This is a genomic window from Nocardia yunnanensis (assembly GCF_003626895.1).
In the GTDB taxonomy this organism is placed as follows: domain Bacteria; phylum Actinomycetota; class Actinomycetes; order Mycobacteriales; family Mycobacteriaceae; genus Nocardia; species Nocardia yunnanensis.
This window is the reverse complement of record NZ_CP032568.1, coordinates 5729316-5745412: the sequence shown is the minus strand read 5'-3', so window position 1 is coordinate 5745412 and position 16097 is coordinate 5729316. Positions and strand designations below refer to the sequence as shown.

The window sequence follows — 16097 nt, the reverse complement described above, 5'->3', positions numbered from 1 at the left end:
ACATGATCGTAGTGACGGGTGCCACGGGCACCATCGGCAGTGAAGTGGTTCGTCAGCTGGCCGCGCGGGGCGCGAAAGTACGTGCGGTGAGCCGGAATCCGGAGGGCGCGCGGGTTCCCGACGGTGTGGAGGTGGTCCGGGGCGACTATCTGGACCCGGAGTCCTTGGCGGCGGCGTTCGCGGGAGCCGAGGCGGCGTTTCTGGTGGGGCAGGTCTCGATCGAGGACGCCGATACCGATACCGCGCTGATCACCGCCGCCCGGGACGCCGGCGTCACCCGGCTGGTGAAGCTCTCGGCGATCGGCACCGGCGACACCCTGCTGGGACCGTTCGCCGCCTGGCATATGCCCGGCGAGCGGGCGATCAGCCAGAGCGGGGCGGTGTGGACGATCCTGCGGCCGAGCTCGTTCGCCTCGAACACACTGAGCTGGGCCGCACCCCTCGGGGCCGGCCGGCCGGTGCCCAATCTGACCGGGTCCGGCGCGCAGGGCGTCGTCGATCCGCGCGATATCGCCGAGGTGGCGGTCGCCGCACTGCTGTCCGACGACCACGCCGGCCGGATCTACACCCTGACCGGACCGCAGGCATTGTCGGTGCCCGAGCAGGCGGCCATCCTGGGCGAGGTCCTGGGCCGCCGCCTCGAGGTGGCCGACATCCCGTCCGATCAGGTCGGCGCGGCCCTGGTCGCGGCGGGCCGCAGCGAGGAGTTCGCCGCGCGCGCCGCCGCGGGCAACGCTTTCGTCCGCAAGGGCGGAAACACCACTGTCACAAAGGATATCGAGCAGATACTCGGCCGCGCCCCGCGCACCTACGCCGACTGGGCACGCGATCACGCCACACAGTTCCGGGTGTGAGCCAGAGACCGTAGGCCGACCGATTTGCCACGTGGCCCGGTCGACCGCGCGCTTGCTACACCCATCTGGAACTCCTGCTCGACACACCGATGATGTGAGCGCCGACGCCAGCTCGCCCACAGTGCGAAATGTCGATGTTCCACAGGATTGCTCTGCCCCGTCTTCCTGGGGCAGAGCAATCGTGGGGCGCGGCTAGCCGGAGTTGCGGAGGGCGGTGGCCAGGCCGTTCATGGTGAGCAGGATTCCGCGTTCGACGAGTTCGGAGGTGTCGCCGGCGCGGCGTCGGCGTAGCAGTTCGACCTGGAGTTGGTTCAGCGGTTCCAGGTAGGGGAAGCGGTTGTGGATGGATTCGGCCAGGGCGGGGTTGTCGGCGAGCAGCTCGTCGGTGCCGGTGATCGCCGCATGCATGCGGACGGTGCGGGAGAATTCGTCGCAGATCATCCCGAAGACATTGTCGCGCAAGGCTTTGTCGGGAACCAGGTCGGCGTAGCGGGCGGCGATGTCCATATCCGCCTTGGCCATGACCTGGGCCAGGTTGGACAGCACCGTCTGGAAGAACGGCCAGCGCCGGTAGAGATCCGACAGGGTGGCCAGGCGGGCCGGATCGTCCCCGATCCACTGTTCGAAGGCGCTGCCGGTCCCGTACCAGCCCGGCAGCATGACCCGCGACTGACTCCAGGCCATGACCCACGGAATGGCGCGCAGGTCATAGACGGAGTTGGTCGGTTTGCGGGAGGCGGGGCGGCTGCCCAGATTCAGGTCGGCCACCTCGGCGATGGGGGTGGAGGCGCGGAAGTAGTCGACGAAACCGGGCGTCTCGTGCACCAGCTTCGCGTAGGCGACGCGCGCGGATTCGGCCAGCTCGTCGAGGATTTCGTAGGCGGGCTCGGCTTCGGCGCCCAGCCCCTCGACATCGAGCAGGGTGGATTCCAGGGTGCCGGCGACCAGCGCCTCGAGATTGCGGAAGGCCGTGCCGGACTCGGCGTACTTGGTGGAGATGACCTCGCCCTGCTCGGTCAACCGCAGCGAACCGCGCACCGCGCCCGCGGGCTGGGCGAGGATCGCGTCGTAGCTGCGGCCGCCGCCGCGACCCACGGTGCCGCCGCGACCGTGGAAGAGCCGCAGGCGAATTCCGGTCTTGCGGGCCGCGTCCACCAGGTTCAGCTCGGCGCGATACAGCGCCCAGTTGGCGGCCAGATAACCGCCGTCCTTGTTGGAGTCCGAATAGCCGAGCATCACCTCCTGCTGCATGCCCCGCGCCGCCACCAGCCGGTGATAGGCGGGCACTTCCAGTGCGGCCGAGAGGATCTCGGCGCCGTGACGCAGATCGTCGATGGTCTCGAACAGTGGCACGACACCGACCGGGCTGGACGGCGGAGTGTCCGCGTCGCCCGGGTCGAGGATGCCGGCCTCCTTCAACAGCAGGGCGGCCTCGAGCATGTCGCTGACCGAGGTGCACATGCTGATGATGTAGTTGGGCACGGTATCCGGGCCCAGATCGTCGAGGGCGGTCTTGGCGGACCGCACCACCGCGAGTTCCTTGGCCGCCAGCTCGCTCAACCGGGCGGTCGGCCCGATCAGCGGGCGGCGGGTGGTCAGCTCGGCCGACAGCAGCTCCACCCGCGCGGGCTCGTCGAGCGAGGCGTAGTCGGAATGCACTCCGGCCCAGGCGAACAGCTCGGCGACCACCTGCTCGTGGGATTCGGAGTTCTGGCGCATGTCCAGACCTTGCAGGTGGAAGCCGAAGGTCTGCACGGCGGCACGCAACCCAGCCAGCCGATCATCGGCCAGCAGGCCGTCACCGGAGGCGCGCATGGAGGCGTCGACCACGGCGAGATCGGCGAGCAGCCCCTCGGGCCCGGCGTAGGGTTCGGCGCCGACATCGATACCGTCGGCGGGGATCTCCCCCAGCGACCGGCAGGCCGTGGCGCTGAGCCGCGCCCGGATGCCGCGGATCGCCCGGCGATACGGTTCGTCGGCCCGCTGCGGCGAATCGTCGTAGCCCGCATCGGCTATCGCCGCGAGCTCCGGGGTCACCGGCACCAGCCGCGCCGACTGCGACAGCGTCTTCTCCAGCTCCACCAGCGATTTCAGATAACGGTCGAAGGCGACGGCGCCCGCGCGGTGGGTGGCGCGATGCACCACCTCGGCGGTCACGAACGGATTGCCGTCGCGGTCGCCGCCGATCCACGACCCCGGCCGCAGGATCGGACGGCTCAGCAGTTCGTGCCCCGGCCAGCGCTCCCGCAGGGCGGCTCGCACCTGATCGTTGATGCGCGGGATGACGTCGAACAGGGTCAGGTCGTAGTAGCGCAGCCCCACCTCGATCTCGTCCTGAATCCGCAAGCGCGCCAGACGAATCAATGCCGCGCGCCACAGCTGCAGCACCTGCCGCCGGATATCGACCTCGAGCTCGGCGAACTCCGGCTCGAAGCGGTTGTAGCGCTGCCGCTGCCGCATCAGCTCGGTGATCCGGCCCTGCACGTCGAAGATGGTGCGCCGCCGGGTTTCGGTGGGGTGCGCGGTGATGACGGGCGACACCAGGGCATCGGTCAGCAGATCCGCCGCGGCGTCCCCGTCGAGGCCGGCGGCGTCGAGCTTGCGGTAGGTGGCCGCCAGGCTGGAGTCCTGTGGCGGCTCTCCCGCCGCGACGTGCACCGCGCGCCGCCGATCGCGCTGCAGATCCTCGGCCAGGTTGGCCAGCAGCAGGAAGTGGCTGAAGGCCCGGATGACCGGGATGGCGGTGTGAATGTCGACCTCGCGCAACATGTCCGCCACCGCGCTGCGGTCCACCTCGGAGCGGCGCACCTTGAACGCCTCGACGCGGACGGCCTCGATGAGGTCGAAGATGGCCGCGCCCTCGTGGTCGCGAATGGTGTCACCGAGGATCCCGCCGAGGAACCGGATATCGTCGCGCAGTGGCGCGGTGGCCGTCTCGATCTGGTTTCCCTGCATACGTTCACCTCTCCGAAGCGATGTGCTTCTGTCCCTGTCGCGGACCGCTCGTGGCGGCCGCTCAACCCAATCGGCGCGGACCGATGTCGAACCTGTTGGGTTCCGGCCCGATCCGCACCCGTCCATACAGCACGGCCGCGCCCTCGGGCGAGGCCAGTACCGGTTCGCACTGCAACTCTCGCACCTCCGGCAGGTCGTCGCAGAGCGCCGAGATCCGTTGCGCCAGTTCGGCCAGCGCGCCCTTGTCCACCGGTTTGCCGAGATCGCGCCCGGCGACCGTGCCCGACAGCAGCGGGGCCGCCCGCGGCGCGTCGATGAGCTCGGCCGACTCCGCCTCGGTCAGCGGCAGCGCCCGGTACACCCGATCACCGAGCAGGTCGATGATGGTGCCCGACAGGCCGAAACTGATCACCGAGCCGAACGACGGATCGTCCTGCACCCGGAAGGTGCAGCCGACGCCCTTGGTGGCCATCCGCTGAATGTGCACCGGATTGCCGGAGATCTCGGTCAGATCGGTGAAGGCGCGCCGCACCTCGTCCGGACGCCACAGATCCAGTCGCACGCCGGTGAGATCCGGCCGGTTGCGCCACATCTCACCGGTGGCCTTGGCCGCCACCGGGAAACCCAGCTCCTCGGCGGCGGTCACCGCGGCCTCGCCGTCGCGCACCTCGCGGAACTCGACCACCCGAATCCCGTAGGCGCCCAGCAGTTCCGCGGCCTGCAGATCGGTCAGCCAGTGATCGGCGTCCTGGGGCAGCCAGCGCGCCACCAGTTCCCGGGCTCGCGCGGTGTCCACGCCGCCGGGCCGCACGATCGGTGACAGCGGCCGGGTGCGCCAGTCGGCGTAGCGCCGCACCCGCGCCAGTGCCCGGGCCGCGCGTTCGGGATCTCCGTAGGAGGGAATGGACCCGCGTTCGAGCATCCCGCCCAGCCCGCGGGTGGCGAGCAGGTTGGACATGCCCTGGTCGGCGACGAAGGTGGTGAGCACCGGGGTGGCCGGGTCCGATTGCGCGCCCGAGCGAATCGCCTCCGCGTAGGAGACGACGGCGGTCGGCACCGGCGGCGAATAGATCACGATGACCGCGTCCACGCGCGGATCGGTGACCGCCGACGCGACCGCGGTCAGATAGTCGGCAGGGCCGGCCTGCGGCCCCAGATCGATCGGCTCGCCCGCCTCGAGCCCCTCGCCGCGGGCCGCGTCGACCGCCAGCCAGCTCAGCGCGGCGCTGTTGCCGATCACCGCCAGCCGCGGCCCGGCCGGCAGCGGCTGATAGGCCAGCAGCATGGCGCAGTCGAAAAGCTCGGTGATGGAATCGACCTGGATGATCCCGGCCTGCGCGAACAGATTGCGCACCAGCGAGCGGTCCAGATCCCGGTCCCGGTCCACCCGCGCCACATTGCGGCCGCTGTTCACGGCGACAATGGGTTTGGTGTGCGCCACCCGCCGCGCGATGCGGGAGAACTTGCGCGGATTGCCGAAGGTCTCCAGATACAGCAGCACCACATCGGTGTCGGGATCGCTGTCCCAGTACTGCAGCAGATCGTTGCCGGAGACGTCGGCGCGGTTGCCGGCCGACACGAAGGTCGACAATCCCAGCTGCCGGGCCGCGGCCTCGCCGAGAATGGCCGCGCCCAAAGGCCCGGACTGGCAGAAGAATCCGATGCGCCCGCGCCCGGGCAGGACCGGGGCCAGCGTGGCGTTGAGCGCGATCGCCGGATCGGTATTGGCGATGCCGAGGGCGCTGGGGCCCACCACCCGCATGCCGTGCGCGCGGGCCGCGTCCACGAGTTCGCGTTCGGCGTGATAACCGCGGGGCCCGGTCTCGGAGAAGCCGGCGGTCAGCACCACCAGCCCCTTGACGCCCTTGGCCATGCAGTCGTCGAGCACCGAGCCGATCTCGGTGGCGGGCACCGCGATCACCGCCAGATCGACCTCGTCGGGGATATCGCGCACCGTCGGATACGCGCGCACCCCGCGCACCGCGCTGCGCTGGCGGTTGACCGGGAACACCGGACCCTGATAGGCCCCCGACAGCAGGTTGGCCAGCACCGCGCCGCCCACCCGGCTGGTCGAGGGTGTCGCGCCGATCACCGCGATCGACTTGGGCGACAACAGGTTTCCGACGCTGCGGGCCTCCGAGGCGCGCTCGCGCGAATCCCGCACCGACAGCAGCGCCTCGGTCGGGTCGATGGCGAACTCCAGATGCAGCACCGACCCGTCGCGGCTGCGCTGCACCTGATAGCCGGCGTCCCGGAACACCTGCACCATGGCGTTGTTCTCGGCCAGCACCTCGGCCACGAAGGTCTCGATATCGTTCTCGGCCGCCGCGCCGGCCAGATGCTCGAGCAGAATCGAGCCCAGCCCGCGCCCCTGATGGCCGTCGGCCACCACGAACGCCACCTCGGCCGCCCGCGGTCCGGGCCGGTCGGCCAGATACTCGTAGCGGCCGACGGCGATGATCTCGTCGCCGAGTTCGGTCACCAGCCCGACCCGGTCGCGATAGTCCACATGCGTGGTCCGGTACAGGTCCTTGGGCGTCATGCGCGGGTAGGGCCCGAAATACCGCAGGTAGCGGGTGCGATCGGAGAGCCGCTCGTGGAAGCGCTCGAGCGCCTGCGCGTCCGCGGGGGTGATCGGGCGCAACCGGACCACACCGCCGTCGGAGGCCAGCACGTCGGCGAACCAATGCTCCGGCGGCGGAGGCGGATTCACCGGTGTGCCGGGTGTGTCCGGCGGCAGCGGCGGGGCGGCGGGTTCAGTCACGAGGATCCTCCGGATCCAGGCCGAGCAGGCCGTAACTCGCCCGGCGCGTTGCCAATACGGATGTGTCCAGGGCCCGGCGGGCGCGGTCGGCGCGCTCGTCACCGGTGTCCCGGCCGCCGCCCGGACCGTCCCAGCGGGCGAAGCCGGTGTCGGCGCCGTCGCCCATGGTCTCCGGCGCGGCGACCGTCGGCGCGTACCGCCCGACCTCCTCGCGCCAGGCGACCGGCGTCGGGGTGGCCGGCTCGATATCGCGGTCCAGCGCCGTGGCCAGCAGATGCGTCCAGGCGCGCGGCACCACCCGGATCAGCCCGTAGCCGCCGCCGCCGACCGCCAGCCAGCGGCCCTCCGCGTAGCGATCCGCCAGATCGCGCATGGCGCGGAAGGCCGCGCGCTGGCCGTCCACACTCAGTTCCAGATCCGCGAGCGGATCCTCGCGGTGGGTGTCGACACCGCACTGGCTGATCACGATCTGCGGCCGGAACGCGGCCACCGCACCCGGCACCACGGCGTGAAAACCCCGCAGCCACAACGCGTCCCGGGTGCCGGGCATGATCGGCAGATTCACGGCCGTGCCCTCGGCGGCGCCCGCGCCGGTCTCCTCGGGCCAGCCGGTATTGGGCCATAGCGTCGCCGGATGCTGATGGATCGAGACGGTCAGCACGCGCGGGTCGGCGTAGAACATGCGCTGCACACCGTCGCCGTGGTGCACATCCACGTCGACGTAGGCGATGCGGTCGAAACCGTTGTCCAGCAACCACGAAATGGCCACCGCTACATCGTTGTACACACAGAACCCCGCTGCCGAGGCCGGCATGGCGTGATGCATGCCACCGCCGATGCTCACCGCCCGGCGGGTGCGGCCGGCCGCGATCTCCCGCGCGGCGGCCAGGGTGCCGCCCACGATCACCGACGCCGCCTCGTGCATGTGCGGGAAGACCGGGTTGTCGGCCGAGCCCAGACCGTAGGGCGGGTCGGCCGGCACCGGGCCGGACGGCTGCCGCGCGTGCTTGACCGCCTCGACGTAATCGTGGGTGTGCACGCGCAGCAGATCCGCGTCGCCGGCCGCGGCGGGGGTGAGCCGTTCCACCCCGTCGAGCAGTCCGAGTCCCTCGGCCAGCGACATGGTGAACCGCAGGCGGGCCGGGCGCATGGGATGTTCGGGGGTCCAGGAGTAGTCGAGGTACCGATCGGACCAGACGACGGTTCCGGCACCGGCGGTGATTCCCTCACCGGGTGCGCTTCCGTCCTCGCGCGCTAGGCCAGGCATACCTGCCACGCTAGTGCGTCGGGCGAGTTCGTAGGCTTTGGACACCGCGTTGCTGTCGTACCGGGATGGCAGGCTGTGCGGCGCGCTGTTCGTCCGGAAACCAGCGGGGAACACGCTGCCCGTCCTGGGTGTTGACACTGCGTTCGCGAAATAAGCTGTCGCCCGGTGCAGCCGCCGTGCATGGGTAGAATTCGTGCCGACGAAGGGGTTTAACAGGTGAAAGATCTGGTCGACACCACGGAGATGTACCTCCGTACCATTTACGATCTCGAGGAGGAGGGTGTCACGCCGCTGCGCGCCCGCATCGCGGAGCGCCTCGAGCAGAGTGGCCCGACCGTCAGCCAGACGGTCGCGCGCATGGAGCGCGACGGTTTGCTGACCGTTGCCGGTGATCGCCATCTCGAGCTGACCGACAAGGGTCGGTCCATGGCCGTGGCCGTCATGCGCAAGCACCGGCTGGCCGAGCGGCTGCTGGTCGACATCATCGGCCTGGAGTGGGAGAACGTGCACGCCGAGGCGTGCCGGTGGGAGCACGTGATGAGCGAAGAGGTGGAACGCCGCCTCGTCGAGGTGCTCAACCACCCCACCACCTCCCCCTACGGCAACCCCATTCCGGGTCTGGACGAACTGGGCGTGGTGCCCGGGCTGGGCGCCGAGGAGCGGCTGGTCCGGCTCAGCGATCTGCCGGTCGGGCAGCCGCAGGCCGTGGTGGTGCGACGGCTGTCCGAGCACATCCAGACCGATCCGGAGACCATCAATCAGCTCCGTGAGGCGGGTGTGGTGCCCGATGCCCGCGTCACCGTGGAGACCAAGCCGGGCGCGGTGATCATCTCCGTGCCCGGACACGAGGGATTCGAACTGTCCGACGAGATGGCGCACGCCGTCCAGGTGAAGTTGGTCTGATACGTGAAGCTTCTGGTGACCGGAGGCGCGGGCTACGTCGGTGGCGTGTGCGCGCAGGTCCTGCTCGAGGACGGCCACGAGGTCGTGGTCGTCGACGATCTGTCCACCGGCAATGCCGACGGCGTCCCGGCCGGCGCGAAGTTCGTCGAGGGCGATATCGCCACGGCGGGCGTCGAGCTGGTCGCGGCCGAATCCTTCGACGGCGTGCTGCATTTCGCGGCCCAGTCGCTGGTCGGCGAATCGGTGGTGGCGCCGGAGAAGTACTGGCACGGCAATGTGGTGAAGACCCTGGCGCTGCTCGAGGCGATGCGCGCCGCGGGCACCCCGCGGCTGGTGTTCTCCTCTACCGCGGCCGTCTACGGCGAGCCCGAGCAGGTGCCGATCGTGGAGGACGCCGCCAAGCAGCCGACCAATCCCTATGGGGCGTCGAAGCTGTCGATCGACTACGCCATCACCTCCTACGCCACCGCGCATGGGCTGGCGGCGACGAGCCTGCGGTATTTCAACGTGGCGGGCGCCTACGCCGGGCTCGGTGAGAACCGTGTGGTGGAAACCCATCTCATCCCCCTGGTGTTGCAGACCGCGCTGGGTCAGCGCGAGTCCATCTCGGTCTTCGGCACCGACTATCCGACGCCGGACGGCACCGCGGTGCGCGACTACATCCACATTCGCGATCTGGCGCAGGCGCATCTGCTGGCGCTGGCGAAGTCGCAGCCGGGTACGCACCGCATCGTCAATCTGGGCAGCGGCACCGGTTTCTCGGTGCGCGAGGTCATTACGGCGTGCGAGCGAGTGACCGGGCTGCCGATCAATACCGTCGACGCCGAGCGCCGAGCCGGTGACCCGGCCGTGCTGGTCGCCTCGAGCGAGCGGGCGACGGCCGAACTCGGCTGGCGACCCGAGCACACCGATCTCGACGAGATCGTCTCCGACGCCTGGAAATTCCTGCGGTCGCTGGGTGACCGCGCGCACTCCGCGCGCCGCTAGCTCTCATCGCGGTTTCGCCCGGGATCGACGCCGAGATCGGTTGCGGAATCGCTGCCGAGGTCGGCTCCGGAATCACTGCCGCAGCCGACGCTGGGATCACTCCCTAAACCAGCTGCGGGCTCACCGCCGAAGTCGGCTCTGGGCCCGCTGCCGAAGCTGGCTCCGGAAGCGGCGCCGAGGTCGGGTCCGGGGTCGAGCCCCAGATCGATGCCGAGGTCGGCGGCGGTCTGGCGGCCGGACTCCGCGAGTCTGCGCAGTCGTTCCGGCCGCATGCCCATGCGCAGTCCGGTTTCCAGCAGCTCGGCCATCTGGTGCTCGGGGTCGGCGGCGCGCGCGGCGTCCAGCGCCACGCCCGCCAGCGGTCCGTCGCCGCGCACGTAGGCGCAATAACCCAGCAGCGCGGCGGCTTCCGCGCGATCCGGTGCGGGCAGCGCCCGGGCCAGCTGCAGCCACAGTTCCTCCGCGCCCGCCGCGCGGGCGCTGGGCGCCAGCGCGAACATGAGGTCGCGCAGCGGCTTGTCTCGCAGCGCCACCGCCACCTCCGCCAGCTCGGCGGGCATGAGCCGGGCGCCGGCCTCGACTCGCCCCAGCTGTTGCAGCACCCGGCACGCCTCGCCTCGCCGCTCGGCGTTCGGATCCCGCTGGGGCGCAAGGCGCGCCAGTCGTTGTGCGGCGGCCGCGACCGCGATGGGCAGCGCCGCGGCGGTCGCCTCGCGCAGGACCGGGTCGACGGCGAGCACGTCCAGCAGTTCCTGCCGCGAGCCCCGCAGCGGCCGGCCGTCGACCACCTGCCGCACCGTCACCAGCGAAGTCGCCGGATCGGATTGCAGTCCGTGCGCGCACGAATCGGGCAGGCTCCACCACGGCAGGCCCGGCCCGATGGCCGGCACCGCCCAGGCTCCGGTGAGCGGCACCGCGTCGGCCTCCAGGCGATGTTCCAGCGCGGCAACGAGATCCCGATGCTTGCGCGCCCGCACCCCGCGATGCCGATGGCCGGGTTCGGTCGCGCGATCGTCGACCACGAGCGCCAGTGCCGCCACCGCCCGATGCCGCACACAGACTTCCGCGACCTGATCCACCAGCGCGCCGGTCGCCGACCGCCCCGGATTGTCCAGATCCATCCGGGTTACCACCTCCACCTCCGCCAGATCCGGTGAGCGCGAATCCGATCCGAGCACCGTCACCACCAGCGAGCGCGCGGGCATGAACCCCAGCATCGCCGGCACCGCGGCGATCAGGTCGCCGGGCGTGCGCAAGCGCGGCCCCGGCTCCGGGCGACCGGCAGCCGGCGGCCGCTCGGGCTGGGAGCCGGGCACGGTGCGCCCGGCAGCCGGCGGCCGCTCGGGCTGAGAGCCGGGCACGGTGCGCCCGGCAGCCGGCGGCCGCTCGGGCTGGGAGCCGGGCACGGTGCGCCCGGCAGCCGGCGGCCGCTCGGGCTGGGAGCCGGGCACGGGGCGCCCGGCAGCCGGCGGCCGCTCGGGCTGGGAGCCGGGCACGGGGCGCCCGGCAGGCGGGAGTCGGCGGGGTGGCGTGGGTTCGATGGGCGTTGTCATGCCGTCGAGCGTGCGCCGGGACGAAGACCGGGCCCCGGCGGCGACCTCGGGATTCGCTGGGGCTGTGGATATTCGGGCGTGCCGTGGATGGATCGGCGTGGCTCGGCGGCATTCGGGCGAGACTTGTCGGAGCCGGCTGCTACCGTGCGCGCCCTCGCGACCCCCACGTGAAATGGATTCGTTTCATTTCGCCCGAATTGTCGGTTGCGCGCTGTTACAGTCCGGCTCGGCACTCGTCATCCGCAGTGCCGGAAGGAGTATCGCGTGCAATGAAGAGCACGACATTCGCGGCGGCGGCCGCGCTGACCGCCGCGGCGGTGCCCGCGCTGCTGGCCCCCACGGCCGCGGCCGACACCAGCCAGGTGCGGGTCGACAATGTCTCCGACAGCCAGCAGTGCGCGGTCGGCAAGCCGTGCTACGTGCGGGTCCGGCTGACCGGCGACAACCGGCTGAACCAGGTCACGGTGTCGGTCAACAACACCGTGGTCGGCTATGCCGTTCCGGTGCAGGACGACTGGGACAGCAATGCCGCGACCGCGCAGGTGACCTGGGTGCCCTCGGACTACGGCGTCTATACGGTGAGCGCCGCGCAGGACAGCTCGACCGCCTCGATCGGCTACACCCTCAACAACCCCTCGGCCGGTGGCACCGGATCCTTCGGCGGGCTGCTGCCGACCGGTTCCGCGGGTTCCGCGGGCTGACCGATACCCGGGCTGGGCAGAGCCTGGGATCGGCGCGGCTCCCGGGCGATCACGCGGGCCGATGCCCGGCGAGGACTTCCAGGTAATGCGGATTGGACATGATCCCCAGGACATTGCCGAACGGGTCCACCACCGCGGCGGTCACGAATCCGGTCCCCGCACCGCGTTCGATGATCGGCTCGTACACGGTGGCGCCCAGGGCGAGCAACCGGTCGAAGGTGGCCGCGACATCGTCCACGTGCCAGTTCACGATCTGCCCGCCCGGCCGATCCGGCTGCGAAGGCGCGAACTTGCGGTTGATGATGCCCAATTCGGCCTGGTAGTCACCGATCCGGAACTCGTAGTACCCGTCGGGCACCGCGAAATACGGTGCGACGCCGAGCAATTCGCTGTACCAATCCTTGGCGGCCTCCAGATCGTCGGCGTAGTAGGTGACCGTCGCCATTCCGCGCAGCATTGTCGTCTCCTCGGTCGGGGGTGGTATTCGCTGTTGGATTCATCATCTCTCTCAAAGTGCTCACCGAATGAGCACTTTGAGGGCGACAATTTCGGTATGCGCGCGGATCGATTGGTGGCCACCCTGTTGTTCATGCAGACCCGGCCGCGAGTGACCGCGGCCGAGGTCGCCGCCGAGCTCGAGGTGTCGGTGGCGACCGCGCGCCGTGACCTGGAAGCCTTGTCCGCGGCCGGGATTCCGGTGTACCCGCAGCCGGGACGCGGCGGCGGCTGGGCGCTGGTGGGCGGGGCGCGCACCGATCTGAGCGGGCTCACCGCGGGCGAGGCGCAGGCGCTGTTCCTGCTGCTGGGCCCGCTGGCCTCGACCAGCCCGGCCACCCGCTCGACGCTGCGAAAGCTGTTGCGGGCCCTACCGCAGTCCTTCCGCATGGAGGCCGAGGCGGCGGCGGGCGCGATCGTGGTGGACCCGGCCCGCTGGGGCGCGGCGGCCGAGCGCACGCCCGAGCGAGTCGGCGAATTGCAGCGAGCGGTGGTGCGCCGCCGCAAGATCCGGCTCGGCTACGAGCGCCGCGGCCAGCGCACCGAGCGCTTGGTCGACCCGTGGGGCCTCGTCGATAAGGACGGCATCTGGTACCTGGTCGCCGGCACCGAGCGCGGGCGGCGCACCTACCGGGTGGATCGGATCGCGGCGATCGAGGACACCGACGAGATCGCCGAGCGCCCAGCGGATTTCGACCTCTCGACCGCCTGGTCGGAGGTGGTGACGGAGGTGGAACGACAGCGCGCCTCGCTCTCGGCGACCGTGCTCGTGGAGGCCCGGCTCGCGCCGGTGCTCGCGCATCAGCAAGGGCGGCACTGCATTCTGGGCGATCCGGTCGCGGACGGCCGGGTGCGCGCCCGCATCACCGCGCCCACGCCGCTGATGATCGCCCAGCAGCTCGCGGGCTGGGGCGCGGCCGTCGAAGTCGAACATCCCGAGTCGGTGCGCGCCGAACTCGCGCGGCTGGGCGCCGAACTCGTCGAGCGCTACGCACCTACCGGAGGGTAACCGCTTCGCAGTCATGCGATAACCGAATCATCTTGCAGCAGTGGCGATTTCGCGAAATTCGACGGTCCGCCACTGTTACAGTCCGCCCGGCGCGACCCCTTCAACGCGCCGAAAGGATCCACCCATGAGAAACCAGCTCTACCGACCGGCCATAAGTATCGGCGCGGCCGCCGCGCTGGCGGTTCTGGCCGGCTCGATGGCCGCCCCCGCCGGCGCCGCGGTCGACACCGTCACCGTCGCCGGCCTCACCAGCGACAAACCCTGCTCGGTCGCCGACGGCTGCACCATCGAAGCCTCGCTCAATGGCGCCGATCAGCTCAGCCCCGTCGATTTCCTGGTGAACGGCAAGGTCATCGGCACCATCACCCCGACCTCCTACGGTGCGGGCGCGGCCGCGAACATGCCCTGGCATCCCACCGACCAGGGCACCTACACCGTCGGCGCCCGCCAGGGCCTGGCCACCGCGACCATCGTCTACAAGGTGGGCACCGGCGGCGCCTGCCCGCCCATCTCCTCGCTGGTGCCGGGATCCGCGAGCGGCGGCTCCTCGGGCACCGGCTCGGGCGACAGCGGTTCCGGCGGCACCGGTTCGCTCAGCGGCTCGGGCGGAAGCGGTTCGGGCGGATCGGGTTCGGGCAACGGTTCGGCCTCGGGCTCCAACACCCCGCTGCCGGTCTGCTGATCGCGCCCGGGAGCCGAAACAGGCAGGGGTCGGCTCCCGACCTTCCGGTCCTCAGCCCTTGCGGACCTTGCGCAGCGCGGTGGTGAACAGGGTGTCGAGGCCCTCCCCGTCTTTGCCGGACCCGGATGTCATGTAGCTCACGGTGATCCGCACCTCACCGATCTGGCCGATCAGGGTCTGCATGGTGCGCTGCGACCCCGTCGGATCGTTCGGCGCGGCGACCGTGCGCTCGAAGGCGAGCGTGTCGTCAGCATTGGCGGGCGGCGCCGGATTCAGCCGGGTGCTCACCACCGAGGTGAGGCCGGAGTCCCCGAGTCGCACGGTCCCGCACTGCCCCAACTGATCTCGCAGCGCCGACAGCGGCTGGTCCGAACGCGTCAGCACCACGGTCAGGGTGGCGCGCGCCTCGTCGTCGGTGCCGACCGCCACCGCCGGTCCCGCGGTCGGCGTCGCCGGCACGCAGCCGCTCGGATCCACCTGTGCCCCCGGCAGATACCCGTTCACGTCGTCGGCGGCCTGTTTCGCGGTGTCGGCCGGCAGCACCAGCGCGGTGTAGCGAGTGGGGAATTGCGAGGGGTCCGGCAGGAGTTTGGCCAGTCCCCCCTCGGCGCTCACGATCGGCGTGACCGGACCGCGCACCGCGATCGGATGCCCCTCCACCGAATCACCGCATCCGGCCAGCAGTCCGCCCGCCAGAACCATCCCCACGGCGGGCGCGGAGTTGCGGTACCAGCGGTGCGTGGTGGCTCGGAAAGACGCGGTCACCCCGCCCACTATGCCGAAAATCGGCTGTTCACACCGATTGCCACGCCGCTCGCCGGGCCGCCGGGAATGCGTGTCCGGCACCGGCGTGTTGCACCCCTGGTGCGGGTGGTGCACACCTGTCATGCCCATGAGGGACAATAGGGAATGGTCGCGCAAGTGGGCCACGCAGGAAGGAGTACGCGATGGACTACGAGTCGCGAATGTACGAGCTGGAATTCCCGGCTCCGCAGCTGTCGTCCGACGACGGCTCGGGTCCGGTTCTGGTGCATGGTCTCGAGGGTTTCACCGACGCCGGACATGCGGTGCGCCTGGCCACCACGCATCTGAAGGAAAGCCTCGAGCACGAGCTGGTCGCCTCGTTCGACATGGACGAGCTGCTCGACTACCGCTCGCGCCGCCCGCTCATGACCTTCAAGACCGATCACTTCTCCGACTACACCGAGCCGGAGCTGAGCCTGTGGGCCCTCAAGGACACCGCCGGCACCCCGTTCCTGCTGCTGTCCGGGCTCGAACCGGATCTGCGGTGGGAGAAGTTCGTCACCGCGGTGCGGCTGCTGGCCGAACAGCTGGGCGTGCGCCGCACCATCGGTCTGTCCGCGATTCCCATGGCGATCCCGCACACCCGCCCGCTCGGCGTCACCGCGCATGCCTCCGATTCCGATCTGATCGGCGATCATCAGCGTTGGCCGGGTGAGCTGCAGGTGCCGGGCAGCGCCTCCTCGCTGCTGGAGTTCCGGATGGCCCAGCACGGGCACGAGTCGGTCGGCTTCTCGGTGCACGTGCCGCACTACCTGACCCAGACCGCCTATCCCGAGGCCGCGCAGACCCTGCTCGAGAACGTGGCCGAGAACGCCGGCCTCGAGCTACCCCTCGCCGCGCTCACCGACGCCGCCGCCCGCGTGCGCGAACAGGTCAACGAGCACATCGCCGGCAATTCCGAGGTGGAGACCGTCGTGCAGGCCCTCGAGCGCCAGTACGACAGCTTCGTCACCGCCCAGGAACGCCAGTCCTCGCTGCTGGCCAGCGATCAGGAACTGCCCACCGGCGACGAGCTGGGCGCGGAGTTCGAGCGCTTCCTGGCCGAGCAGGCCGGCTTCGGCGACGGCGACGGCCCGGAGAACCCGCCGCTGCGATAGTGGTCGCTGCCGGGTTTCGCCGGGTC

General features: G+C 70.6%; 13 protein-coding genes. 7 read left to right on the top strand and 6 right to left on the bottom strand.

Annotation, left to right across the window (positions count from 1 at the left end; translation table 11 throughout):
• The first annotated feature begins 2 nt into the window (after nt 1-2).
• The gene (locus D7D52_RS27120; protein WP_120740799.1) at nt 3-854 is read left to right on the top strand and encodes an SDR family NAD(P)-dependent oxidoreductase; all 852 of its coding nucleotides are present in this window, start codon (nt 3-5) and stop codon (nt 852-854) included.
• Between the two features lie 192 nt (nt 855-1046).
• On the opposite strand, the gene ppc is transcribed toward D7D52_RS27120, so the two are convergent.
• From ppc to D7D52_RS27105, 3 genes are all read right to left on the bottom strand, one after another.
• A complete protein-coding gene (gene ppc, locus D7D52_RS27115; RefSeq protein WP_120740796.1) occupies nt 1047-3809 on the bottom strand; it encodes a phosphoenolpyruvate carboxylase in 2763 nt (920 codons plus the stop codon).
• 61 nt (nt 3810-3870) lie between these two features.
• On the bottom strand, nt 3871-6522 hold the full coding sequence (locus D7D52_RS27110) for a bifunctional acetate--CoA ligase family protein/GNAT family N-acetyltransferase (RefSeq protein WP_246024069.1): 2652 nt from the start codon (nt 6520-6522) through the stop codon (nt 3871-3873).
• Between the two features lie 43 nt (nt 6523-6565).
• The gene (locus D7D52_RS27105; protein ID WP_120740794.1) at nt 6566-7840 is read right to left on the bottom strand and encodes an acetoin utilization protein AcuC; all 1275 of its coding nucleotides are present in this window, start codon (nt 7838-7840) and stop codon (nt 6566-6568) included.
• Nucleotides 7841-8056: 216 nt separating this feature from the next.
• Between D7D52_RS27105 and D7D52_RS27100 the strand changes: the two genes are divergently transcribed.
• Nucleotides 8057-8743: an iron-dependent transcriptional repressor DtxR gene (locus tag D7D52_RS27100; RefSeq protein WP_120740792.1), complete on the top strand. Its 687-nt coding sequence runs from the start codon at nt 8057-8059 to the stop codon at nt 8741-8743.
• A gap of 3 nt (nt 8744-8746) precedes the next feature.
• On the top strand, nt 8747-9730 hold the full coding sequence (gene galE / locus D7D52_RS27095; RefSeq protein ID WP_120740790.1) for a UDP-glucose 4-epimerase GalE: 984 nt from the start codon (nt 8747-8749) through the stop codon (nt 9728-9730).
• Here galE and D7D52_RS27090 read toward each other — a convergent pair.
• On the bottom strand, nt 9727-11283 hold the full coding sequence (locus D7D52_RS27090; protein ID WP_162958576.1) for a DUF4192 domain-containing protein: 1557 nt from the start codon (nt 11281-11283) through the stop codon (nt 9727-9729). The genes galE and D7D52_RS27090 overlap by 4 nt on opposite strands.
• A gap of 269 nt (nt 11284-11552) precedes the next feature.
• Here D7D52_RS27090 and D7D52_RS27085 point away from each other — a divergent pair, with 269 nt between their 5' ends.
• Nucleotides 11553-11984, top strand: a complete 432-nt coding sequence (locus D7D52_RS27085) for a hypothetical protein (RefSeq protein ID WP_120740786.1) — start codon at nt 11553-11555, stop codon at nt 11982-11984.
• Nucleotides 11985-12033: 49 nt separating this feature from the next.
• On the opposite strand, the gene D7D52_RS27080 is transcribed toward D7D52_RS27085, so the two are convergent.
• On the bottom strand, nt 12034-12441 hold the full coding sequence (locus tag D7D52_RS27080; protein ID WP_120740784.1) for a VOC family protein: 408 nt from the start codon (nt 12439-12441) through the stop codon (nt 12034-12036).
• Nucleotides 12442-12537: 96 nt separating this feature from the next.
• Between D7D52_RS27080 and D7D52_RS27075 the strand changes: the two genes are divergently transcribed.
• Both D7D52_RS27075 and D7D52_RS38035 read left to right on the top strand, forming a co-directional pair.
• Nucleotides 12538-13488, top strand: coding sequence for a helix-turn-helix transcriptional regulator (locus D7D52_RS27075; RefSeq protein WP_120740782.1), 951 nt, complete (start codon nt 12538-12540; stop codon nt 13486-13488).
• A 124-nt stretch (nt 13489-13612) separates the two neighbouring features.
• Nucleotides 13613-14170 (top strand): hypothetical protein, encoded by a 558-nt coding sequence (locus D7D52_RS38035; protein ID WP_162958575.1) that lies wholly within the window; start codon nt 13613-13615, stop codon nt 14168-14170.
• A gap of 51 nt (nt 14171-14221) precedes the next feature.
• Here D7D52_RS38035 and D7D52_RS27065 read toward each other — a convergent pair whose 3' ends face one another.
• Nucleotides 14222-14935, bottom strand: coding sequence for a sensor domain-containing protein (locus D7D52_RS27065; RefSeq protein WP_246023319.1), 714 nt, complete (start codon nt 14933-14935; stop codon nt 14222-14224).
• A gap of 182 nt (nt 14936-15117) precedes the next feature.
• Here D7D52_RS27065 and D7D52_RS27060 point away from each other — a divergent pair, with 182 nt between their 5' ends.
• Nucleotides 15118-16071 (top strand): proteasome assembly chaperone family protein, encoded by a 954-nt coding sequence (locus tag D7D52_RS27060; RefSeq protein ID WP_120740780.1) that lies wholly within the window; start codon nt 15118-15120, stop codon nt 16069-16071.
• Nucleotides 16072-16097 lie beyond the last annotated feature (26 nt).

Coding starts and splice junctions, on each gene's coding strand:
- D7D52_RS27120 (WP_120740799.1), top strand. CDS start 3: ATGATCGTAGTGACGGGTGCCACGGGCACCATCGGCAGTGAAGTGGTT.
- ppc (WP_120740796.1), bottom strand. CDS start 3,809: ATGCAGGGAAACCAGATCGAGACGGCCACCGCGCCACTGCGCGACGAT.
- D7D52_RS27105 (WP_120740794.1), bottom strand. CDS start 7,840: ATGCCTGGCCTAGCGCGCGAGGACGGAAGCGCACCCGGTGAGGGAATC.
- D7D52_RS27090 (WP_162958576.1), bottom strand. CDS start 11,283: ATGACAACGCCCATCGAACCCACGCCACCCCGCCGACTCCCGCCTGCC.
- D7D52_RS27085 (WP_120740786.1), top strand. CDS start 11,553: ATGAAGAGCACGACATTCGCGGCGGCGGCCGCGCTGACCGCCGCGGCG.
- D7D52_RS27080 (WP_120740784.1), bottom strand. CDS start 12,441: ATGCTGCGCGGAATGGCGACGGTCACCTACTACGCCGACGATCTGGAG.
- D7D52_RS27075 (WP_120740782.1), top strand. CDS start 12,538: ATGCGCGCGGATCGATTGGTGGCCACCCTGTTGTTCATGCAGACCCGG.
- D7D52_RS38035 (WP_162958575.1), top strand. CDS start 13,613: ATGAGAAACCAGCTCTACCGACCGGCCATAAGTATCGGCGCGGCCGCC.
- D7D52_RS27060 (WP_120740780.1), top strand. CDS start 15,118: ATGGACTACGAGTCGCGAATGTACGAGCTGGAATTCCCGGCTCCGCAG.